The sequence below is a fragment of the Streptomyces sp. NBC_01808 genome (genome assembly GCF_035917395.1).
Lineage (GTDB): Bacteria > Actinomycetota > Actinomycetes > Streptomycetales > Streptomycetaceae > Streptomyces.
In genome coordinates this window covers 3,142,966-3,164,794 of record NZ_CP109072.1, presented here as the reverse complement: position 1 = coordinate 3,164,794, position 21,829 = coordinate 3,142,966, and the positions used below count along the sequence as shown (strand labels likewise).

General features: G+C 72.9%; 22 protein-coding genes and 1 tRNA gene. 16 read left to right on the top strand and 7 right to left on the bottom strand.

From position 1 onward, the window contains the following. Positions 1-17 precede the first annotated feature (17 nt). The 3 genes from OG946_RS13495 to OG946_RS13485 all read left to right on the top strand — a co-directional run bounded on the left by OG946_RS13495 (position 18) and on the right by OG946_RS13485 (position 2,146). Positions 18-596: a GNAT family N-acetyltransferase gene (locus tag OG946_RS13495; RefSeq protein WP_125935218.1), complete on the top strand. Its 579-nt coding sequence runs from the start codon at positions 18-20 to the stop codon at positions 594-596. Positions 597-719: 123 nt separating this feature from the next. Further along, the gene (locus tag OG946_RS13490; protein ID WP_326796353.1) at positions 720-1,997 is read left to right on the top strand and encodes a gephyrin-like molybdotransferase receptor GlpR; all 1,278 of its coding nucleotides are present in this window, start codon (positions 720-722) and stop codon (positions 1,995-1,997) included. A gap of 75 nt (positions 1,998-2,072) precedes the next feature. Beyond that, positions 2,073-2,146, top strand: a tRNA-Ala gene (locus OG946_RS13485). Positions 2,147-2,158: 12 nt separating this feature from the next. On the opposite strand, the gene OG946_RS13480 is transcribed toward OG946_RS13485, so the two are convergent. Then, entirely contained in the window at positions 2,159-2,314 is a 156-nt protein-coding gene (locus OG946_RS13480) for a hypothetical protein (RefSeq protein ID WP_326796352.1), read from the bottom strand. 204 nt (positions 2,315-2,518) lie between these two features. On the opposite strand from OG946_RS13480, the gene OG946_RS13475 reads away from it, so the two are divergent. The 3 genes from OG946_RS13475 to OG946_RS13465 all read left to right on the top strand — a co-directional run bounded on the left by OG946_RS13475 (position 2,519) and on the right by OG946_RS13465 (position 4,968). Then, complete coding sequence (locus OG946_RS13475; RefSeq protein WP_326796351.1) at positions 2,519-3,328, top strand: DUF4253 domain-containing protein; 810 nt, start codon at positions 2,519-2,521, stop codon at positions 3,326-3,328. Between the two features lie 323 nt (positions 3,329-3,651). After that, positions 3,652-4,122: a hypothetical protein gene (locus tag OG946_RS13470; protein ID WP_326796350.1), complete on the top strand. Its 471-nt coding sequence runs from the start codon at positions 3,652-3,654 to the stop codon at positions 4,120-4,122. A 363-nt stretch (positions 4,123-4,485) separates the two neighbouring features. After that, positions 4,486-4,968 carry a fascin domain-containing protein gene (locus OG946_RS13465; protein ID WP_442814348.1) on the top strand — a complete coding sequence of 161 codons (483 nt, stop codon included), beginning with the start codon at positions 4,486-4,488 and terminating at the stop codon, positions 4,966-4,968. 237 nt (positions 4,969-5,205) lie between these two features. Here OG946_RS13465 and OG946_RS13460 read toward each other — a convergent pair whose 3' ends face one another. After that, complete coding sequence (locus OG946_RS13460) at positions 5,206-5,670, bottom strand: hypothetical protein (RefSeq protein ID WP_326796349.1); 465 nt, start codon at positions 5,668-5,670, stop codon at positions 5,206-5,208. A gap of 218 nt (positions 5,671-5,888) precedes the next feature. Between OG946_RS13460 and OG946_RS13455 the strand changes: the two genes are divergently transcribed. Further along, positions 5,889-7,742: a glycoside hydrolase family 2 protein gene (locus OG946_RS13455; RefSeq protein WP_326796348.1), complete on the top strand. Its 1,854-nt coding sequence runs from the start codon at positions 5,889-5,891 to the stop codon at positions 7,740-7,742. A 42-nt stretch (positions 7,743-7,784) separates the two neighbouring features. Here OG946_RS13455 and OG946_RS13450 read toward each other — a convergent pair whose 3' ends face one another. Beyond that, positions 7,785-8,813, bottom strand: a complete 1,029-nt coding sequence (locus tag OG946_RS13450; protein WP_326796347.1) for a LacI family DNA-binding transcriptional regulator — start codon at positions 8,811-8,813, stop codon at positions 7,785-7,787. A 194-nt stretch (positions 8,814-9,007) separates the two neighbouring features. Between OG946_RS13450 and OG946_RS13445 the strand changes: the two genes are divergently transcribed. Together OG946_RS13445 and OG946_RS13440 are read left to right on the top strand one after the other, a co-directional pair. Continuing rightward, entirely contained in the window at positions 9,008-10,021 is a 1,014-nt protein-coding gene (locus OG946_RS13445) for an SMP-30/gluconolactonase/LRE family protein (RefSeq protein WP_326796346.1), read from the top strand. Between the two features lie 22 nt (positions 10,022-10,043). Then, a complete protein-coding gene (locus OG946_RS13440; protein ID WP_326796345.1) occupies positions 10,044-10,706 on the top strand; it encodes a YdcF family protein in 663 nt (220 codons plus the stop codon). A 54-nt stretch (positions 10,707-10,760) separates the two neighbouring features. On the opposite strand, the gene OG946_RS13435 is transcribed toward OG946_RS13440, so the two are convergent. Further along, on the bottom strand, positions 10,761-11,372 hold the full coding sequence (locus OG946_RS13435) for a hypothetical protein (protein ID WP_326796344.1): 612 nt from the start codon (positions 11,370-11,372) through the stop codon (positions 10,761-10,763). Between the two features lie 105 nt (positions 11,373-11,477). On the opposite strand from OG946_RS13435, the gene OG946_RS13430 reads away from it, so the two are divergent. Beyond that, entirely contained in the window at positions 11,478-11,996 is a 519-nt protein-coding gene (locus tag OG946_RS13430; protein ID WP_326796343.1) for a GNAT family N-acetyltransferase, read from the top strand. Positions 11,997-12,055: 59 nt separating this feature from the next. Here the strand turns inward: OG946_RS13430 and paaK are convergent, their stop codons facing one another. Together paaK and paaI are read right to left on the bottom strand one after the other, a co-directional pair. Further along, positions 12,056-13,315 carry a phenylacetate--CoA ligase PaaK gene (gene paaK, locus OG946_RS13425; protein ID WP_326800239.1) on the bottom strand — a complete coding sequence of 420 codons (1,260 nt, stop codon included), beginning with the start codon at positions 13,313-13,315 and terminating at the stop codon, positions 12,056-12,058. Positions 13,316-13,365: 50 nt separating this feature from the next. Next, positions 13,366-13,860, bottom strand: coding sequence for a hydroxyphenylacetyl-CoA thioesterase PaaI (gene paaI / locus OG946_RS13420; RefSeq protein WP_326796342.1), 495 nt, complete (start codon positions 13,858-13,860; stop codon positions 13,366-13,368). Positions 13,861-13,946: 86 nt separating this feature from the next. On the opposite strand from paaI, the gene OG946_RS13415 reads away from it, so the two are divergent. The 5 genes from OG946_RS13415 to OG946_RS13395 all read left to right on the top strand — a co-directional run bounded on the left by OG946_RS13415 (position 13,947) and on the right by OG946_RS13395 (position 19,376). Beyond that, positions 13,947-14,846 (top strand): 3-hydroxyacyl-CoA dehydrogenase family protein, encoded by a 900-nt coding sequence (locus OG946_RS13415; RefSeq protein WP_326796341.1) that lies wholly within the window; start codon positions 13,947-13,949, stop codon positions 14,844-14,846. A gap of 187 nt (positions 14,847-15,033) precedes the next feature. Then, positions 15,034-16,731, top strand: a complete 1,698-nt coding sequence (locus OG946_RS13410) for a DMT family transporter (protein WP_326796340.1) — start codon at positions 15,034-15,036, stop codon at positions 16,729-16,731. Beyond that, a complete protein-coding gene (locus OG946_RS13405; RefSeq protein ID WP_326796339.1) occupies positions 16,625-17,500 on the top strand; it encodes a glutaminyl-peptide cyclotransferase in 876 nt (291 codons plus the stop codon). Before OG946_RS13410 ends, OG946_RS13405 begins: the two co-directional genes overlap by 107 nt. Before the next feature lie 108 nt (positions 17,501-17,608). Beyond that, positions 17,609-17,965 carry a YciI family protein gene (locus OG946_RS13400; RefSeq protein WP_326796338.1) on the top strand — a complete coding sequence of 119 codons (357 nt, stop codon included), beginning with the start codon at positions 17,609-17,611 and terminating at the stop codon, positions 17,963-17,965. Positions 17,966-18,038: 73 nt separating this feature from the next. Continuing rightward, on the top strand, positions 18,039-19,376 hold the full coding sequence (locus OG946_RS13395; protein WP_326796337.1) for an RNA polymerase sigma factor: 1,338 nt from the start codon (positions 18,039-18,041) through the stop codon (positions 19,374-19,376). A gap of 171 nt (positions 19,377-19,547) precedes the next feature. On the opposite strand, the gene OG946_RS13390 is transcribed toward OG946_RS13395, so the two are convergent. Next, positions 19,548-20,540 (bottom strand): sigma-70 family RNA polymerase sigma factor, encoded by a 993-nt coding sequence (locus tag OG946_RS13390; protein ID WP_442814612.1) that lies wholly within the window; start codon positions 20,538-20,540, stop codon positions 19,548-19,550. Between the two features lie 167 nt (positions 20,541-20,707). On the opposite strand from OG946_RS13390, the gene OG946_RS13385 reads away from it, so the two are divergent. After that, entirely contained in the window at positions 20,708-21,712 is a 1,005-nt protein-coding gene (locus OG946_RS13385; protein ID WP_326796335.1) for a DUF6528 family protein, read from the top strand. The last annotated feature ends 117 nt before the right edge of the window (positions 21,713-21,829 follow it).

Genomic DNA, 21,829 nt, shown 5'->3' with positions numbered 1-21,829 from the left:
TGCTGGCGGAGGGACCCGTGACCCTCCGCCCCATCCGCGTGCGCGACCAGCGCGCCTGGCGGGAGATCAACCAGCGCAACCGTGACTGGCTGCGCCCCTGGGAGGCCACCCTCCCGCCCCCGCCCCCCGGGACCCCGCACACCCGCCGCCCCACGTTCCGGCAGATGGTCCGGCATCTGCGCAGCGAGGCGAGCGCGGGAAGGATGCTCCCCTTCGTCATCGAATACGAGGGCACGCTGTGCGGGCAGTTGACCGTGGCGGGTATCACATGGGGCTCGATGCGTTCCGGACACGTCGGTTACTGGATCGACCGGGATTACGCCGGCCGCGGTGTGATGCCGACGTCGGTGGCCCTCGCCGTGGACCACTGTTTCCGGACAGTGGGGCTGCACCGAATCGAGGTCTGCATCCGGCCCGAGAACATGCCGAGCCGCCGTGTGGTGGAAAAGCTGGGCTTTCGCGAGGAAGGCGTGCGCCCGCGCTACCTCCACATCGACGGGGCCTGGCGCGACCACCTGGTGTTCGTGCTGACCGCGGAGGAAGTCCCGGAGGGGCTCGTCAACCGGTGGCGCGGGCTGCGCCACTCGGAGAAATGAAACAAAGATTCGATAGTACGGGCGTAAAAAGTCAGAAGAAAAGGTCGAGATATCAGCCAGATGGTGCGACACACCGAGCCAATTGGCCCATGCGCTGTCGCCGCGGCCTCTACCGTGTAAGGCGTGAGCAGCAGCGGCCTCATCTACGCAATGATCGTCGGGGCCTGGGCCGCCTACTTGGTGCCGATGTGGCTCCGTAGGCAGGACGAGCTGAACGAAGCCCGTCCGACGGAACGCTTCAGCACCGCCATCCGGCTGCTGACCGGACGGGGTGGGGCGGACCGTAGCCAGGACCGGGACGGCGCCGACTCAGGTGCGGACGCGGGCGCGGGCTTGGGCCCGGGGCCCGTTTCCGGTTCCGGGGAGGGCGCCGGGGGCGACGACGAGAGCCCGGATGCCGCACCCGCCGCAGGCGGCGTGGTGGACGTCCGGGCCGCTGCCGTGCCCGTGACCGACCCCCGCGCCGCCGCCCCGCGCCCGCGCCGTACCCGCAAGGAGACCCCGGCGGCGCCGGTGGCGCGCAAGGGTGTGACGGCGCGGGCGGACGAGGAGCCGGAGGCGGCTCCGGCGGGGAGTACGGACGCACAGGCAGGCGCCACTGCAGGCCCGCGCGCCCCGGAAGAGAACCCCCCCGCGCCGTCCGCCCGCAACCCGCAGCCCCCCTCCACTCCCGAGCGCCGGGCGCGCGCGCGGGTGCTGGCGCGCCGGAGGCGCACGCTGACGCTGCTGTTCGTGGCGCTGACGGTGGGCGCGGTGGCTGCCTCGGTGGGCGGCCCGCGCTTCCTGTGGGCGGTCGTGGTCCCGGTGGTGCTGCTCACGGCGTACGTGGTCCGCGTGCGCACCCAGGAGCGCCGCCGCCGCACGTTCACCGCGGACCAGGCCCGCGGCGAGGCGGCGGCGCGCCGCCTGCGCGAGGACCGCGAAGCGGCGCCGCGCAGGCCGCACGAGAACGCGCCCGACAGCGGTGAAGGAGATACCCGGGACGCTGAGGCCGGCACCGAGGACGACCCGTCCGCCACCGCCCCGTTCGACGCCCCGGCGGCGGCGTACGAGGCGGACCGCAGGGCGCTGGTGGAGCAGACCGACCACGCGGAGTGGGTCGACCAGCAGCGCGAGCGGGACCGCCCGGCGGACGCCGGCTGGGACCCCGTACCGGTGCCGCTGCCGACGTACGTCACGGCCCCGGTGGCCCCCCGCGCGACCAGGGGGCTGGACCTCGACGCCCCGGACACGTGGAGCTCGGCCCGCTCCAGCGCGGCGGAGCCCCAGCAGCCGCACCCGGAGCCCTCGCCGGCCGACCCCACCCCCGAGGCGGACCCCCCACCCCGCCGCCCCACCAACCGAACGCCACTCTTCGACCAGTACGCCGACCCACCCCGCCGCCGCGCGGCCAACGAGTAGCGCGCACTTATCGCCCGCGGCAGGAACCGATTTCCTGGCCAGGGACCGGGGATGCTAAGGTTCCTTCCGTTGTGAGGGCCTGTAGCGCAGTCCGGTAGCGCACCTCGTTCGCATCGAGGGGGTCTGGGGTTCAAATCCCCACAGGTCCACTTCAGGGCCGTTCACGAGTGACCTCGTAGGCGGTTCACGAGATCCCGTCCGATCGTCTCGATCAGACGGGATTTTGCCGTTTCCGGGTTCGTCGGGCGTGCAGCTTCTGCTGCCTGCTTCCGGGCATGGGGAAGCGCCCGATCGACGGTCGCCAGGGCATCGGCCATGAGGAGGGCGCTCCGCACGCGCCGCATCCGCGGTCCCAGGCCACACCCTCATGACGGGTGCCTTCCTCAGTGACGGTCGTCACCACCTCATCATCCTTACCGTTCCAACCGCCATGGTGCGGATGCCGCTGTCCGTTGAACGCGCTGTAGCACGCAACGGTCTGAATTTCCCTGACTGTCAGTGCCTCTCACTAGCATCCGCTCGTGACTCCTGAACTCCTTGCCTCACTGGCTGTCCCGCTTCCGGAAGGCCGGGTGATGACATCCGATGAAGGTGATGGCGCTGTGCGGCCGCTCTGGCTGAGCGACGCCCCGGCCTCCGCCGAGCTGTGGGCTCTCTTGCTCGCCCAGCACGGCACTTCGGGCCTGTGGCCCCTCCTTCTCGACGCCCACGATCCGGACGACGACGACTTCAGGCCCTGGGGGTCCGGCGAGTTGTTTCCCGAGCGCATGGCGTCACCCGACGCGTACGACCCAGCCAGTCTGCTGGAGCGATGGTGGGGCGAGTACACGGAGGCAGACGAGGACGATGACGTGCTGACGCCGGACGAGCGCCTCGGTGTCACCGCATCGTCCGGGCAGGCATGGCCTCGCCCGGTCCCACGCCACGAGCCCGCGATCCCCCCTGACGAGTTGGCCGCTCAGTTTGCGCAAGTCTTCACCGAACAGCATCCTCAGGCACGTCTCGGGCTCGTCGCCGCTGACTGCGGCGCGCACACCCTCACCGTTCTCGGCTGGGACGGGCCTGCCAACTACGACAACACCGCCAAGTTCGCCGCCGTCATACGCGACTGGGAGAACCGCTTCGGCGCCCGCGTCGTAGCGGTCGGCTTCGACACCCTCCACCTCAGCGTCGCGGCACCCCCGATGAACACCGAGGACGCACTCCTGACCGCTGCCGAGCACTTCGCCTTCTGCCCGGACAACGTCTGGCAGGGTACCCCTCCCTGCACCTTGGCCGCCTACGCGGAACGCATCGTCGGTATGAACAACTGGAACTTCTGGTGGGACTGAGCCAACAGCAGAAGGGATGTGGGGATGCGTACCGACCACGATCCGGAACACGCAAAACTGCGCCGGCGCTACGTCGCGGCCGGTCGTGCCTGCGGCTCAATTACGGCATCTTCCGCTTGAGTGGTTGTGAACGCGGCCGATTCGCCCTTGACTTGGCTTGAGCGGCCGATGGCATCAGGCTTCGCGAGTTCGGTCTCCTCCGAAGGACGCAACAGGCCAGGTCATCGCCTTCGCCCTGGTCGACGCTATGTAGGTGAGGTGGAACGACGCCGAATGGCTGGAGCGAGCCGCCACCCGGACCCGGTGTAGTGGGGAGCCGTGCCGTGCCGAGTGACCTCCGTATCGCGTGGACGCTCAGCGGCCGCGGATGGGCCCTTTGTACGGTCGCCGACCATGGCAGCACCGCCCACCTCACCGCTTCGTACATCGGCCACGCGCCCGAAGACCTCCTGAACGCGGTCAGCGGGCTCTTCACCGGACAGGCCGAGACCCGCGCCCAGTTCGAAGCCGAGCCCACCGTCTTCCGCTGGATCTTCCACCGGCAGGACGCCACCGTGCGGATCCGCGTCCTCGAACATCGCCACGGCGGCCTGCACGACGACGCCGGCACCGAGATCTGGAGCAGCCGGCAGGAACTCGACCGGCTCGCTCGGTCCGTGGTCCGCTGCTTCGACGAGGTCGCGGCCGCCCACGGCGCCCCGGCTACCTCGGCACGTGGGGTGCGGAATTCCCGTCGAGAAGCTCGAAGCCCTCAGAAGCCTCTGGCGGGGCCACCGCTCCACCTCCGAACCTGACCACCCGTAAACGGGGAACGGTTCTTCACGCCTCGCGTCGGCACTGGCGGCTTCCGGTCGTTGAGGGTTTCGAAGAGGTGGCGGTCCTCTCGCGAATCCCCGGTGAACGGGGCGGGAATGTTGTGCCGCAATCGTCGGTCCCCGGCCGCAATCCGCATAGGGCATGTGAAAGTGCACCGTAGGGGAAGGGTGGGGCTGCTGAGCACGATGTCGGTGCTCGCAGGAATCAGAGGGTGGGATCTCCGTGTCCTGGTATCCGCTGCCGCGTGCTGCGGACAGCCGCTGCCGTTCCGCGACAACTGCCGGCGCACCCGGTCTCCCGGCGGGCCGCGAGGCATCGACTGACACGAAGGACATGACAACGTGAGACGCACGCTTGTAGTACTGGTCAGCCTGTGCACCGCGCTCGGGCTTCCCGTGCTGGAGACGGCCGCGGCGCAGCCCGGTTCATCGTCGGCGCTGCCCGGCGGGTGGGAGGAAGTGCAGGGCCCGGAGGCGGCCGCCGCGGCCGAGGGGGCACGCGCGGTCTCGGCGAACGCGCAGGAGCCCGTCGCGATCCAGTCGGTCCGCAACGGCGGGTTCGCGACCGCCGAGGTCAACTACGCCGCGCCGCGCACCGGCGTGCTGCGCGCCCGGTCCGCCAACCCCGGCACCTGGGAGACCTTCGACCTGATCTGGAACGAGGCCACCGAGACCTACGCCCTGAAGTCCAAGGCCAACAACCGGTACGTGGCCGTGGAGCGCAACTTCACCGGCAGCGCCGCGAACGTGCTGCGCGCCCGCTCCACCACCGCCGGCGCCTGGGAGCGCTTCACGCTCTGGTACAACGAGGAACTCGACCGCTGAGCCTTCCGCTCCGAACTGAACGGCCGGTTCGTCGTGATGGAGAACAACTACACCGGCTCCCTCAAGTACGTGCTGCGCGCCCGCTCCGAGACCGTCTCCGGTGCGTGGGAGCAGTTCTACCTCTACGACCGCAGCTAATCCCCGCCCCGGCGCCCCCCGCCCCCACCGTCAGGCGTCCCCTCCGGCCGCTCCGCCCCACCCGGGCGGCCGGAGGCCGGTTCGGGGCCCTTCATCGCGTCAATCTGCACCGGGGTAAGCGGTGGTACGCCACCAGAGGCCGGGTTTGAGATGCTCGATCAGTCGTGAGCCGGTGACCACGACGTCGTAGTCGGCCCCCACGCGGACCTCCTCGCACCGGAGGAAGGCCGCGGCGGATTCGGGGGACATCTCGTCGAATGGCCCCTCATCCTCCCAGGGAAATCCTCGGCCGTTCTCGGAGAGCCGTTCTTCGGCCGCAGCCGTGAAGGGGTAGTTGCGGGTCGCGGTTCGCTCCACACTCTCGACGAAGTCCTGATCGATCCCGTCGTCCTCGTCGACAAGAAGGTCGAGTATGGCCTCATCCTCTTCCAGGTCACGGACGAAGAAGTTCTTGTCGGGCAGCGGCCAGTGCCATACGTCCGGGTTGATGGCGGTCACCCGCAGTTGTATGCGGCGCCGTGGTGGATCGACGGCCAGTACCCGTACCGCGTAGAGATCAGTCACGGCGCCATTCTCGGCGTGGGCACCCGCGCCGGCAAAGTCCTCCTGCGCAGCCGACGCCTCTGCGCGATCATCCCCCTGACGCCTCCCGTGGTTTTAACGTTACGCGGCCTGGTTGGCTGCCGGGTCCCGGCGTGGTTTACAACGTTGCATCTTGGTGCTGTGATGGCAGGGACCGCATCCCGTCCGATCTGACGTCCTCCCCCAGGAGACCCTTCGCCATGCCCGATTCGCACGCTCCCTCCGCCCCCGCGGGGACTCCACGGCCCGAGTACCCCCGGCCCAGCTTCGTCCGGGCGGACTGGCTCAACCTCAACGGCACCTGGCAGTTCGCCCGCGATCCCGGTGACAGCGGGTTCGAGCGCGGGCTTGCCGGAAGTGAGTTGCCCGAGCGCATCGTCGTCCCGTTCTGTCCCGAGTCGGAACTGTCCGGGATCGGGGACACCGACTTCCATCACGCCGTCTGGTACCGGCGCACCGTGCGGATACCGGAGGCGTGGGCCGGGCGGCGGGTGCTGCTGCACTTCGGGGCCGTCGACCACGACGCCACCGTGTGGGTCAACGGGCGGGAAGTCGTCCGGCACAGCGGGGGGTTCACGCCGTTCAGCGCCGATCTCGGCGGTGTCGTACGGGCCGGGGAGGAGGCCGTCGTCGTGGTGCGGGCGCGGGATGCCGCGCGCGGGCCGCAGGCGCGGGGGAAGCAGTCGACCGCGTTCGACAACCACGCCTGCTTCTACACCCGTACCACCGGCATCTGGCAGACCGTCTGGCTGGAGCCCGTCGCGGACACGCACCTCCAGCGGCCCCGCATCACCCCCGACCTGGCCGCCGGCAGCTTCCACGTCGAGGTCCCCCTCGCCGGCAGCCGCACCGGCCACCGCGTCCGCGCCGAACTGCGCGACGAGCGCGGCGTCGTCGCCGAGGCCGCCGTCGCCGCGGACTTCGACCTCGCCCCGCGCCTCGTCCTGCCCGTACCCGACGACCGGCGCCGGCCCTGGTCCCCCGAGGATCCGCATCTGTACGAGCTGACGCTGGAACTGACCGGTCCTGACGGCACCGTGACCGACCGTGCCGTCTGCACCGCCGGGCTGCGCGCGGTGACCGTCGACGGCAAGCGGATCCTGATCAACGGCAAGCCCGTCTTCCAGCGGCTCGTGCTCGACCAGGGCTACTACCCCGACGGCCTCATGACCGCCCCCGACGACGCCGCCCTCGTCCGCGACATCGAACTCTCCCTCGCCGCCGGTTTCAACGGCGCCCGCCTGCACCAGAAGGTCTTCGAGGAGCGCTTCCTCCACCATGCCGACCGCCTCGGCTACCTGGTCTGGGGCGAGTTCGGCGACTGGGGCGCCAGCACCGGCGGCCCGGTCGGGCCCGACAACCAGCAGCCCACCGCCGGCTTCGTCGCCCAGTGGCTGGAGGCCGTCGAACGCGACTACTCCCACCCCGCCCTCATCGGCTGGTGCCCGCTCAACGAGACCCGGCAGGTGCTCACCGACCGGCAGAGCGTCCTCGACGACGTCACCCGCGCCATGTTCCTCGCCACCAAGGCCGCCGACACCTCCCGGCCCGTACTCGACGCCTCGGGTTACGCCCACCGCGTACCGGAGACCGACGTCTACGACTCGCACTGCTACGAGCAGGACCCCAAGGCATTCGGCGAGCTGATGGCGGGGCTGCGCGCGGGCACCCCCTTCGTCAACCCGCAGGACGAGGCGGCCGGGCAGACCTGGTCGCTGCCGTACGGCGGACAGCCCTACTTCTGCAGCGAGTTCGGCGGCATCTGGTGGAACCCCGAGGACGCCGCGGCCGCGGGGGAGGACCGGCTGGTGTCGTGGGGGTACGGGCAGCGGCCGCGTGACGAGGAGGCGTTCCACGAGCGGTTCGCCGGGCTGACGGGGGTGCTGCTCGGCGACCCGGACATGTTCGGCTACTGCTACACGCAGTTGACGGACGTCTTCCAGGAGCAGAACGGCATCTACCGTTTCGACCGGTCGGAGAAGCTGGACGTCGCCCGCGTACGGGCCGCGCAGCTCCGGCCGGCGGCGTTCGAGGGGGAGTCCGAGGGGGCGTAGACCCGCGGTGGGGGTGTGCGCGTCCGCGCGTACGCCCCCGCCTCACGCGCTCCGCCTGACCTCCAGCTTGTGCGCCGCCACCACCTGCCGCGCCGCCCGCCCCCCGTCCGCGATCCGGTCCAGCAGCAGCCCCAGCGCCGTCCGCGCGATCTCCGCCTTGTCCGGCGCGATCGTCGTCAGCGTCGGGTTGCTGTACCGGCCGTCGTCGATGTCGTCGATCCCGATGACCGCCACGTCCTCCGGCACCCGCAGCCCGCGCTCGTGCAGGGTGTGGATCGCGCCGAGCGCGAGGAGGTCGGTGTAGCAGAACACCGCGTCGGGGCGGGCGCCGCGGTCCAGGGCGGCGGCCATGGCCAGGGCGCCGTCGCGGCGGTGGTACGAGGGCGTGTGGACGACGAGCGACGGGTCGTACGGCACGCCCGCGGCCTGGAGCGCCCGGCGGTAGCCCTCCGTCCGGCGGGGCGCCGTGCCGCCGCCGTGCGGCTCCTGGTGGCCGAGCGCGGCGACGCGGCGGCGGCCGCGGCCCAGCAGGTACGCGGTGGCGTCGGCGGCCGCGGCGACGTTGTCGATCGCCACGTGGTCGACGCCGGTGCCGGTGATGCGCTCGCCCAGGAGCACCAGCGGGGTGCTGCCGCGCCGGTTGTCGAACTCGTGCCGCTCGATGCCGAGAGGGCTGAAGAGCACGCCGTCGACCGTGCCGGGGTTCATGCCGCTGAGCACGAAGCGCTCGGCTTCCAGGCGGCCTTCGGTCTGGTCGATGAGCACCGTGTAGCCGCTCTCGCGGGCGGCCTGGACGACGTGCCGGGTCAGCTCGGCGAAGTACGGGATGTCGATCTCCGGTACGGCGACGGCGATCAGGCCGGCGCGGCGCAGCCGCAGGTTGCGGGCGGAGAGGTTGGGGCGGTAACCGAGTTGGTCGATCGCCCAGTGCACCCGCTCGCGGGTGGCCGCGCTGACGGGGCGGTTGCCCGACAGCACGTTGGACACCGTGGTCGGCGACACCCGCGCCAGCGCGGCCACGTCGCGGACGCCGATGGCGCTGCGCTGGGGCGATGCTTCGGGGGGCGGCATGGGGTCATCTTCTCAGGCAGGCGCGGCGGGGGCGCGCGGGGAACCGCGCGTGCGGAACCTCATACAGGGCACTTCGCCCGGGGGCGCTTCACGTGGGGAACTCCGGGGCGCGGACGATCCGTTGTGTCGAGAGTTCGCAGAGTTACCGAGGTGCGCACACTCCTGCCGTCCACTGTCACGGAAGGCCCGCAACCATGGCTCCGAACCACCCCAGACTCTCCCGCCGCCTGCTCCTCGGCGTCGCCGCCGGCGCGGCGTTCACGGCCGCGACGGCCGCCGGCACGGGCGCGGCGTACGGCGCGAGCAGGCCGTCAGGCAACACCAGGCCGAACGGTACGACCAGGCCGTACGGCACCAGCAGGCCGGCCGGCGGCGACTGGCCGACCGAGTTCCCGCTCCCGGACGGCTGGCTCCCCGAGGGCATCACCATCGGCAGCCGCCCGTACGCCTACATGGGCTCCCGCGCCAACGGCGCCATCCTCCGCGCCGACCTGCGCACCGGCGCGACCGAGGTCATCCACGCCGGCGCCCCCGGCACGGCGTCCATCGGCCTGAAGCTCGACCGCGACGGCCTGCTGTACGTGGCCGGCGGCGCCGGCGGCACAGCGGGCGTCATCGACGCCCGCACCGGCGCCGTGGTCGCGACCCACCCGCTGACGCCGCCGACCGGCCACTTCGTCAACGACACCGTCCTCCTCGGCCGCAGCGCCTGGTTCACCGACTCCAACGAGGCGGTCCTGTACGCCGTCCCCCGCGGCCGCTCCGGCGCCGTCCGCGCCCTCCCGCTCACCGGCGACTGGGTACAGACCCCCGGCGTCATCAACGCCAACGGCATCGTCGACACCCCCGACGGCCGCGGCCTCATCGTCGTCAGCAGCAACCCCGGCCGCCTGTACCACGTCGACCCGCGGACCGGCCACGCCACGGAGATCGCGCTGCACGGCGCGGCGGACGTCGCCAACGGCGACGGCCTTGCCCGCGTCGGCCACACGCTGTACGTGGTCCGCAACCGGGACAACCTGGTCGCGGCCTTCCGTCTCGACCGCGCGATACGCACCGCCACCCTGCACCACACGATCACGGACCCCCGCTTCGACGTCCCCACCACGGCGGCCCGCCACGGCGACCGCCTCTATCTGGTTAACGCCCGCTTCACGTCCCCCCAGGAACCGGACACCACCTTCAACGCGGTGGCCGTCCCCCTCTGAGGCCGTCCGCGAGGGGCATGCATTGAGCGAACGCCGGCTCGGCGCGCGGGAGATCACCGAGATCACCGCGTACGTGGACGTCTCCGCACCGCCGCCCGCCGGGCGGGCGACCGCGCATCTCGTCTTCGGCACCAACCAGTTCGGCCAGCCCGTGGAGATCGTCGCCGAGCGCCACCACCGCGGGCTGGCGCCCCTGGTCATCCTGACCGGGGGAGTGAACCGGCACGACGGCGTCGTCGAGGCGGGGGAGTTCCGTCGGCTGCTGGTGGCCCGCGGGGTGCCGGAGGAGGTCATCCGGTGTGAGGACAGGTCGGCGAACACCTGGGAGAACGTCGCGTTCTCGCTGCCGTACGTGCACGAGGCGCTGGCCGCCGGGCTGTCCGTCACCACCGTCAGCAAGTGGTACCACCGGCGCACCGTGCACATGCTGGCCACCCAGGTGCCCGGCATCGGCCCCTTCCATGCGCTGACCTGGGATCCCGCGTACGGCGGGCCGGTCGTGACGCGCGATGCGTGGACCGCCACCCCCGGTGGGCGGCGGCGCGTGCTCCGGGAGTGGGAGGAGACCGCGCGGCGGGTGGCGGACGGGAGCTTCAGCGCCGTGGCGCTGGTCGGTGGGGCGTGGCGGCGGCGCCGCGGGCCGGGGGTGGCGACGGCACCGCGGGAGCCGCCCGGGTCGGATTAGTTCGCTTCCGTACGTATGTGACCCCTCTCCGGCGGGCCTACGACCGGCGGGCGGTTACGACGACGAATCCTCGAAGTAGGCGTCGAGAGCCGACTCCAGGTCGGCCGCCCACGTCTTCAGCGTCGCCTTGTCCGGGGCCTCCACTTCGGCCGGGCAGATGCCGCGGCTGTCGTGGACGCTGAGGACGAGGCGGCGGCCGAACCGGGAGGTCTTGTACTCGACCGCGCCGATCTCCGGCCAGGTGAACTCGGCCTCGGTGTCGTCGAGCTGGAAGCGGACGCCGGTGCTGTCGACGGTCACCGAGCCGCGGCGGTCGGCGGCCTCGAAGACGGGGCCGTCGGCGTCGGAGCCGGAGTCATCGGAGTCATCGGAGTCGTCGGCTTCGGAGTCCCCGGACGCGGTCGCCTTGTCCTCGTCGGCGTCCTTGTCGTCGTCCCCTTCGGCGTCCTTCTCGGCGGACTCGGCCTTGTCCGCCTCGTCCTTGTCGCTGTCGTCGTCCGCGGCGTCCGCGGAGTCCTCGGATTCCTTCTTCTCGTCGGTCGTTTCTGCTTCGTCCTGCTCCTTCTCCTTCTCGTCCGGCGGCGACGGTACGAGGCCGGGCAGAGCGGCCGGGTCCATCGCGGCGGCGTTGACGGGCGTGACCTTCAGACCTTTGTTCTCCTCCACGGTCCCAAAGTATGGCCGCTTGCCCCCCTCGCGGTCTCCGGGTCCGGTTACCTGCACCGTGATGCCCGGTTCGGCACCCGGCGGCGGCTTCGTACCATTGCCGTCATGGAGATCGTCCCCGTGCCCTACGACCACCCCGACGCGGTCGTGCTCAACGACCGGGTCCAGCTCGAGTACGCCGAGCGGTACGGCGAAGGGGATCACACGGTGATGGACCCGCTGCACTTCACGCCCCCGCGCGGGCTGTACCTGCTCGTGTACGACGCCGACGGCACCCCTCTCGCCACGGGCGGCTGGCGGGCCATGGACGGGACCCCCGAGGGGCACCGGGTCGGGGACGCCGAGCTGAAGCGGATGTACGTGGTCCCCGAGGCCCGGGGGCGCGGTCTTGCCCGGCTGATACTCGCGGCGCTGGAGGAGAGCGCGCGGGCCGCGGGGCGGTCGCGGATGGTGCTGGAGACGGGCAACAAGCAGCCGGAGGCCATAGCGCTGTATCTGTCGGAGGGGTACGAGCCGACGGAGAAGTTCGGCTACTACCGCTTCGAGCAGGACAGCCGCTGCTTCGCCAAGCCGCTGCGGACGGCGCGGGACGGCGAACAGGCGGAGGGCGTCGCGGCCCGCTGAGCCGCGGCGGGGGCTGCACCGGGGGCCGTGGCGGAGTTCGGGGGTAGCGCCCGTACCGCCTAACCCTCCCGCTCGTCCACCACCCTGCGGATCTTGCCCACCGACCGCTCCAGCGTCTCCGGCGCCACGACCTCCACCTCCACGCCCACCCCCACGCCCTCCCGCACCCGCCGCGCTATCGCCTCGCCCGCCGCCGTCCGCTGCTCCACCGGCGCCCCCGGCCGGGCTTCGGCCCGTACCGTCATCCGGTCGAGACGGCCCTCCCGGGTCAGCCGCAACTGGAAGTGCGGCGCCACCCCGGGGGTGCGGAGCACGATCTCCTCGATCTGGCTCGGGAAGACGTTGACGCCGCGCAGGATGATCATGTCGTCGCAGCGCCCGGTGACCTTCTCCATCCGCCGGAACGCCGGCCGCGCCGTGCCCGGCAGCAGCCGGCTGAGGTCGCGGGTGCGGTAGCGGACGACCGGCATGGCCTCCTTCGTCAGCGACGTGAACACCAGCTCGCCGCCCTCGCCCGCCGCCCGCACCTCGTCCGTCACCGGGTCCACGACCTCCGGCAGGAAGTGGTCCTCCCACACGTGCAGCCCGTCCTTGGTCTCCACGCACTCCTGCGCGACGCCGGGCCCGATCACCTCCGAGAGCCCGTAGATGTCCACCGCGTCGAGGCCGGCCCGCTCCTCGATCTCGCGCCGCATCTCCTCCGTCCACGGCTCGGCGCCGAAGATGCCGACGCGCAGCGAGCTGGCGCGCGGGTCGAGGCCCTGGCGCTCGAACTCGTCGATGATCGTGAGCATGTAGGAGGGCGTGACCATGATGACCTCGGGCGCGAAGTCCCGGATGAGCTGCACCTGCCGCGCGGTCATCCCGCCGGAGGCGGGGATGACGGTGCAGCCGAGGCGTTCCGCGCCGTAGTGGGCGCCGAGGCCGCCGGTGAACAGCCCGTAGCCGTACGCGACATGCACCCGGTGCCCGGGCCGGCCGCCCGCGGCGCGGATGGAGCGGGCGACGAGTCCTGACCAGGTGTCGAGGTCGGCCGCCGTGTAGCCGACGACGGTGGGCAGACCGGTGGTGCCGCTGGAGGCGTGCAGCCGGCGGACGTCCGCGACGGGGACGGCGAACATCCCGAAGGGGTAGCCCTCGCGGAGGTCGTCCTTGGTGGTGAAGGGGAAGCGGGCGAGGTCGGCGAGCGTGCGGCAGTCGTCGGGGGTGACGCCTGCGGCGTCGAACGTGCGGCGGTAGAGGGGGACGTTGTCGTACGCGTGGCGGAGCGTGGCGCGGAGGCGGTCGAGTTGGTACGCCGCCAGCTCGCCGGGGGTCATGCGCTCGCCGTCGTCGAGCAGGGGGGCGGGGGTGCCGGTCGTCGTATCGCTCACCCTCGTCCCTCCGGTCCTGTCCCCTCGTGCTCGCCGTTCGCCCCGTTGCCGCCGCCGGCTCCGCGCGGTCCCTGCGCGCCCGTCGACGGGTCGCGGACGATACGGCTCCGGCCGCGGAACTCCGCGATCACCTCGGCGCCGCGCAGCACCCGCACGTCGTAGACCCCGTTCCGCCCGAAGCGCACCCGCTCCTCCGCCCGCGCCACCAGCACGTCCCCGACGTGCGCGGGCGCCGCGTACGTGATGTCCGCGCCCGCCGCGACGGCGACCCCGCGGCTGTTGCACGCGCAGGCGAACGCGGTGTCGGCGAGGAGGAAGACGTAGCCGCCGTGGGCGATGCCGTGGCCGTTGGCCATCTCCGCCGTGACCGCCATCCGCAGTGTCGCGGCGCCCGGCGCGGCCTCCAGCAGCTCGATGCCGTGGCGGCGGGCCGCGGCGTCCGCCGCGAACACCGTCGTGCCGTCGTGCGGCGAGGTCATGCGCTGCACCACCTGACTCCCCTTGTGGCCCGACCGATCATTCGGTTAGCTTGCGGAGCGGCCGGATCCCAGTCAAGAGGTACGACAGGACGTACGACATGACGGAGCACAGCACAGCGCCCGACGAGCCCGGGGCCGAGGCGCCCCGCGCCATGGCGGTCGTCGGCGGCGGCCGGATGGGCGCGGGGATCGCGCAGTCGTTCGCGACCGCCGGGTCGCGCGTCGTGATCGTGGAGAGCGGCGCGGACGCGGCGGCGGCCGCGGTGGCGCGGGTCGCCGGCGCGCTGCGGCGGGCCGCGGAGCGGGGCCGGCTGGCCGCGGGGGTGGACCCGGACGAGGTGTGCGCGCGGATACGGGCCGTCGGCTCCGTCGCGGAGCTGCCGGCGGAGGCGGGTCTTGAGCTGGTGGTGGAGGCGGTGCCCGAGGACGCCGGGCTGAAGGCGCGGGTGCTCGCCGCCGCCGAGCGGGCGGTGGGCCCGGACGTCGTGCTGGCGACGAACACCAGCTCGCTGTCCGTCGCCGAGCTGGCCGCCGCCCTCGGCCGGCCTGGGCGGTTCCTCGGCATGCACTTCTTCAACCCCGTACCCGCCTCGGAGCTGGTGGAGCTGGTCACCGCGCCGGAGACCGGTGCCGCGGCGCTGGCGGCGGCGCGGGGCTGGACGCGGACGCTGGGCAAGACGGCGGTGGTCGTACGGGACTCGCCGGGCTTCGCCAGCAGCAGGCTCGGGGTGGCCCTGGGCCTGGAGGCGATCCGCATGGCCGAGGAGGGCGTGGCGGCGCCCGCGGACATCGACACCGCGATGGAGCTGGGCTACAAGCACCCGATGGGCCCGCTGCGGCTGACGGACCTGGTCGGGCTCGACGTCCGGCTGGCCATCGCCGAGCACCTGCGCGAGACGCTGGGGGAGCGGTTCGCGCCGCCGGAGCTGCTGCGGGCGAAGGTCGCGCGGGGCGAGCTGGGGCGCAAGACGGGGCAGGGCTTCTACACCTGGCCGTGAGCGGCGCCCCTCCGCTACGGGCCCGCGCCCCGGCTACCGGCCGGTAGTCGGCTTTCGGCCCGGGCCGTTATGGGCGTGGAATGCGACCCGGGAGGGGTTCCCACGGCGGTCGTACTGCTCCGGCAGTACGACCCAGAGCATCCGCCAGGATGACGACTTTCGTCATCGATCGCGGGATCGTTGCTATATGAGCCCACTCATGCTGTCGGTGCTGCTTTCGCTGGTGTCAGCGGTGGCGTACGCCGGCGCCGCACTCGTCCAGGAGCGTGTCGCGGCCACCACCACCGACGCCGACGGTGCGGGCGGGGCGTTCGCGCCGCTGCACCGCGGGAGCTGGTGGGCCTCCGTCGTGCTCAACGCCTCGGGCGCGCTGCTGCACGTGGTGGCGCTCGCCTACGGGCCGCTGAGCCTGGTCCAGCCGCTGGGCGCGCTGACCATCGTCTTCGCGCTGCCGATGGCGGCGATCTTCTTCAGCCGCCGCGCCGGGCGGGCCGCCTGGCGCGGGGCGCTGCTGTCGACCGTGGGGCTCGTGGTGCTCCTGATGCTGGTCGACCCCGTCGAGTCACGGGAGCTGGGCGGGACGACGGCGCTGGCGCTGGCCGTGGCGACGGTGGGCGTGCTGGCCGTGCTGACGCTGGCGGGCACCCGGATCCGGCATGTGGCGGCCCGCAGCGTGACGCTGGCGGTGGCCTCGGGCGCGGCGTTCGGCATGGCGTCGGTGTTCACCAAGGACGTCACCGCGGACTTCACCGACCCGCTGGCCATCGGCATGATCGCGATCCTCGCCCCGGCCGGGCTGCTGCTGTCGCAGGCGGCGTACCGCGGCGCGGGGCTGTCGGCGCCGCTGGCGACGCTGACGGTGGTCAACCCCGTGATAGCGGCGGCGGTCGGCGTCACGGCGCTGGGCGAGACGGTGCGGTACGGGGCACTGGGCGCCCTGCTCGCCATCGGGGCCGGCGTGGTCGCGGCTGCGGGGCTGATAGAGCTGACGGTCCAGGCGCACCGTACGCCGCCGGAGCCGGCCGGCGCCCCGGCCACGGGGACCACCGCGGCGCCGGCGGACGAGGCCGCGGCGCCGGTCACCGGCAGGGTGCCGGCCCCCGCCGCGCCGCCCGAGCCGGTCGCACCGGCCGAGCCGCCGGGGCTCGCCGCCCCGGTCCCGGCCGGGACCGGGGCCGCGCCCGGCTCCGTACCCGCGCCCACTCCCGCGTACCACGCGGGCGCGGCAGCGGCGGCGGCGCTCTACGAGACCGACCCGGCCGCGGAGGCCGGACCGGAGGCGCGCGGGACCGACTGGCCCGGGACGGATGTGTTCAGGACAGGTGTGCCTGAATCCGGCCGTGCCCAAGCGGGTCGCGTGGACGCGGCTCACGCCGGGGCCGGCCGTGCCGGAACGGGTCGTGCCGGCGCCGCGCCCGCCGCGCCCCGGGGCGGCGAGCTCCGTACCTCCGAGCCCACCGCCCCCCACACCCCGGCGCCCGAGACCCCCGCACCCCGGGTCCCGGCGCCGGAGAACGCCGCCCCCGCGGGCCCGTCACCCGCGGTGGCGGCGCTCATCGTCGCCGCTGCCGCCGCGTCCGGCGGCGCCGCCCTGGCGCCGCACCACGCCGGCTGCTCCCGCTTATCCGGCCCGCCAGGACCCCGCCTGGCCACGTCGACCGGCACGGCGGCGATCGCCGGCGCCCCCGCCCCGGTAGCACCCGCCTCCGTCACCCCCTCCGGTGACACCGAAGCCGCCCCGCCGCCGTGCTGTGCGGCGGCTGTGCCAAGGTGGCTCCATGCGCCGCATCGCCGTGACCGCCTCCGCACTCCTCGCCGCGGCGCTGGCCGCGTGCTCGACGGGGGACCCCGAGGCGGCGGCCAATGGGGGCACCCCCGCCAGTGAGGGCGTAGCCGGCGGGGGAGGGAACGGCAGGAGCCCGGCTCCCACGGACCAGGACGTACAGGAGCTGCGGGTACGGGTGCTGGAACGCCTGCCGCATGACGCCGAGGCGTTCACGCAGGGCCTGGAGCTGCGCGGGGACGTCCTCTACGAGGGCACGGGACTGGAGGGCAGCTCCTCCGTAGGCCGCGGCCCCGTCGGCGGCACCCCCACCGTCCGCCGCGATCTGCCCGCCCCGCTCTTCGGCGAGGGCCTGACCCTCGTCGGCCCCCGGCTCTGGCAGCTCACCTGGCAGAACGGCATCGCCATCGAGCGCGACGCCGACACCCTCAAGGAGCTGCGCCGCGTGCGCTATGAGGGCGAGGGCTGGGGCCTGTGCCAGGACCGTACGGACGGCGGCACCGGCGGCCGGCTCGTCATGAGCGACGGCAGCTCCCGGCTCACGTTCCGCGACCCGCAGACGTTCGAGCCCACAGGACACGTGGACGTCACCCGCGCCGGCACCCCCGTCGACCAGCTCAACGAGCTGGAGTGCACCCCCGACGGCAGCGTCTACGCGAACGTCTACCAGACCGACACCCTGGTCCGTATCGACCCGGACACCGGCGCCGTCACCGCCGACATCGACGCGGCGGGGCTGCTGGAGCCCGCCGAGCTGCGCGCCGGGGCGCGCGAGCTCAACGGGATCGCCGCGGTCCCCGGCGGCGACGAGTTCCTGCTCACCGGCAAGTACTGGCCCCGGATGTTCCGGGTCGAGTTCGTGGCGCGCTGAGGCCGCGGAAAAAACTTCCGGCGGGGTGTCGATCCGGCAGGGTGCCGTTCGACGCATGGGCAGAAGGACGGCACCGGGCCGCCCGTGACGAGAACGAGGAGACGCGCGATGCGCTACATGATGCTGATCGAGCCGGACCTGGAGAACAGCCCCGCCGACGGGATGCCCAGCCAGGAGATCATGGACGAGATGGGCAAGCTGCTGGAGGAGATGACCAAGTCCGGCGTGCTGCTCGACACGGCCGGGCTGAAGCCCGAAGAGGAGGCCGTACGGGTCGTCTCCGACCACGGGAAGCTCTCCGTGGTCGACGGTCCTTTCACCGAGTCCAAGGAACTGGTCGGCGGCTATCTCATCGCCCAGGTCAAGTCGAAGGAAGAGGCCCTGGAGTGGGCCAACCGGTTCCTGAAGGTGCACGGCGAGGAGTGGACCATCACCCTGGAGCTGCGGGAGATCATGGAGCCGTAGCCGCAGGTGACGGCCCGGGTCAGGGCCGTTGAGAGTTGCCTTCGGCCGGGGCGGGCTGTTCTGATGTGGGGCTGTGACGGCTTCGCAGGACGCCCGCGCCCGGCGGGAGGACGTACCGGGGCCGCCCGCCGCCGCGCGGGGGGCCGCCGACCGCGCCGTGGCGGCGGTCTGGCGGATCGAGTCCGCGCGGATCATCGCGGGCGTGGCCCGTATCGTGCGCGACATCGGCGTGGCGGAGGAGCTGGCGCAGGACGCGCTGGTCGCGGCCCTGGAGCAGTGGCCCGAGTCGGGCGTGCCCGACAACCCCGGCGCATGGCTCATGGCCACGGCCAGGCGGCGGGCCATCGACCTCGTACGCCGCAAGGAGCGCTACGCGCGCAAGCTGGTCGAGATCGGCCACGACCTGGAGAGCCGCCGGCCGGAGGGCGAGGCGGAGCTCGCCGCGGTCCTCGACGACGACATCGAGGACGACCTGCTGCGGCTGGTCTTCACGGCCTGCCACCCGGTGCTGTCCACGCCCGCGCGGGTGGCGCTCACGCTGCGGCTGCTGGGCGGGCTGACGACGGACGAGATCGCGCGGGCGTTCCTGGTCACGGAGCCGACGGTGGCGCAGCGCATCGTACGGGCGAAGCGGACGCTGGCGAAGGCGGAGGTGCCGTTCGAGCAGCCGCAGGGGCCGGAGCGGGCGGAGCGGCTGGAGTCGGTGCTGGAGGTCATCTACCTGATCTTCAACGAGGGCTACTCGGCGACCACGGGCGACGACTGGATGCGCCCGGGGCTCTGCGAGGACGCGCTGCGGCTGGTGCGGGTGCTGGCCGGGCTGATGCCGAAGGATCCCGAGGTGCACGGTCTCGCGGCGCTGCTGGAGATCCAGGCGTCGCGCGCGGCGGCGCGCACCGGACCCGACGGCGAGCCGGTGCTGTTGCTGGAGCAGAACCGCGGGCGGTGGGACCACCTGCTGATCCGGCGCGGGTTCGCGGCGCTGGCGCGGGCGCAGTCGCTGGTCGCGGCGGGGGCGCCGGGGCCCGGGCCGTACGCGCTGCAGGCGGCGATCGCCGCCTGCCACGCGCGGGCGCCGCGGGCGGAGGACACGGACTGGGGGCAGGTCGTCCGGCTGTACGAGGCGCTGGCGCGGGTGGCGCCGTCGCCGGTGGTGGAGCTGAACCGGGCGGTGGCGGTGTCCATGGCGTACGGGCCGGAGGACGCGCTGCGGATCGTCGACGGGCTCGCGGACGAGCCGGCGCTGAAGGACTACCACCTGCTGCCGAGCGTGCGCGGCGACCTGCTGCGGCGGCTGGGGTGGGCGGAGGAGGCGCGGGAGGAGTTCGCGCGGGCGGCGGAGCTGACGCGCAACGCGCAGGAGCGCACACTGCTGCAGACCCGGGCCGAGTCCTCGCCGGGCGGGCCATAGGGGACGAGGCTGCGCCGGACCGGGCATGGGCGGACGCGCGGGAGCGAACGAGCCCTGGCGAATCGGGCCGTAGAGATCGGGCTCGCAGTGGACGTGCCGGAGCGGGCCGGGGCGCCTTGGCGTGCCGGCGGTCCCGGAGGGCTCCCCCGCCGGGTTCGGCGGTCCGGTCGCTCAGTCCTCCAGCACCAGCGGCAGGCCGAAGAGCGGGAACAGCCGGTCCACGCCCAGGAAGCTGTTCATATGGGTGACCTTGCCGTCCTCGATCTCCAGGACCTGGATCGCCCAGCCGCGGTGACCGCCGCTCTCGGGATCCGGGTGGTACTGCGCGAAGGCCGGCATGCCGTTCGCCGAGCAGGGGACCAGGCGGGAGCCGCGGCAGACCGCGCCGGTGCCGAGGAACCAGGTGCGGATGTCCTCCGGGCCCTGCAGCCAGAGCGGCAGCGGGGGCATGGAGAGGATGACGTCCTCGCGCATGAGCGCCGTGAGCGCATCCAGGTCGTACCGCTCGAAGGCGTCCACGTACCGCTCGAGGAAGCGCTGCTGGTCCGCGTCCAGCGGCTTGGCCGGCTCGCTGCCGGCGGGGGCCTCGGCGGCCAGGGTGGCGCGGGCGCGCTGCAGCGCGCTGTTCACCGACGCCACGGAGGTCTCCAGCAGCTCCGCGACCTCGCTCGCCTTCCAGGCGAGCACGTCCCGCAGGATCAGCACCACGCGCTGGCGCGGCGGCAGGTGCTGGAGCGCGGCGACGAAGGCGAGGCGCACGGAGTCGCGCTGGGCCGCGACCTCGGCGGGGTCGCCGCCCGCGGGGAGCACCTTCGTGTCCGGCATCGGCTCCAGCCACGTGGCCTCCGGGAGGGCCGCGCCGAGGGCGGCCTCCGGGGGCGTGGTGGCGGCGCCGGGGGACGACAGGTCCATCGGGCGGGCGCGGCGCTGAGGGCTGCCGTGCATGTCGAAACAGACATTCGTGGCGATGCGGTACAACCACGAGCGCATCGACGCGCGGCCCTCGAAGCGCTCGAAGCCCTTCCAGGCGCGCACCATCGTCTCCTGGACCGCGTCCTCGGCCTCGAAGGCGGAGCCGAGCATGCGGTAGCAATACCCGGTCAGCTCGATGCGGTGGGACTCCAGCCGCTTCTCCACCGGCTCTTCTGCGGTGGGGTCCGCCACCGTTTCTCTGGTCACGTTCGCCACTGTACGGGCGGCCACTGACAACGGTCACCGGGTGGGACAGATGCGCAGAATTCACCAACCAGCCACCGCAAGGGCTTACTTCCCGTCGTTCCACGTGGCACTGTGCGGATGATGTTGATCAGAGCAACCCGTCAGGAGTGCCCATGACCGGCAGACCCACCCGTCGTACGGCCCTGCTCACCGCGCTCGGCGCGGGCGCCGCCGCCACGCTCCCCGCCGCCGCCGCGCACGCGGCCGGCGGCAAGCCCACCCCGCCCGTCGCCGTCACCGACCAGAAGTCCCGCCGCGTCCTCGTCCTCGACTCCCGGCTGCCGTGGGACTCGCCGGACGCCGTGCGCTGGGCGTTCTCGCCGGAGGGCGACGAGCGGTACGCCGACCTGGTGCCGCAGGCCAGTTGGACGTACGTCGACGAGGCCAAGGCCCGCCGCCACAGGGGCCGTACGTACCTGCTCACCAGCGCCTCGTTCGGCTTCGCCGCCGTCGTCGAGGTGCCCACGGGACGGCGCTACTGGGCCGGTGCCCTCGCCGGCGGTACGGACTCGGTCAACCCGCACAGCATCGAGCTGCTCCCCGACGGCAACGTCGCCGTCGCCGGCAGCACGGGCGACACCATCCGCCTCTACGCCGCCTCGCAGGGCCCGGCGACGGACACGTACTTCGAGTACCGCTTCGACGACGCACACGGGCTGCAGTGGGACAACACGAACGGCCTGCTGTGGGCCATAGGCTACGACGAGCTGATCGCCCTCAGGGTCGGCGGCACCCCCGCCGCGCCCACGCTCACCCGCGTCGACGGCGCCGCGCTGCCGCACCCCGACGGCGTGCGGGCCGGCGGGCACGACCTCAGCCTCGTCGCGAGCCGCCCCGGCCGGCTGTGGCTGACCACCAACTACGGGGTGTACCAGTACGACATCGGCCGGCGCGAGTTCAGCCAGGACTTCGCCGGCGCCGCGCAGATCAGCCGGCGCAGCGTGAAGGCGGTCAGCGACGTGCAGGGCAGCGGCCGGGTCGTCACGACCGTGCCGGAGCCGGGCCTCGGCAAGACGTGGTGGACGACGACGGTGTCGGCCCACAACCCGGAAGGCGTGTTCAAGCTCCCCGACAGCGGGATCTACAAGGCCCGTTGGTGGCTGGCGGAACCCCGGTGAACGCCCGCGGGACCGCGTGACCGAGCCCGGTCACCCCCCGCCCGCGCCACGGCACCGGACCTGACCTCCGGCGACGTGCCGCCCGCGGCCTGAGTGCGGGGTCCCCGAACGCCGGTG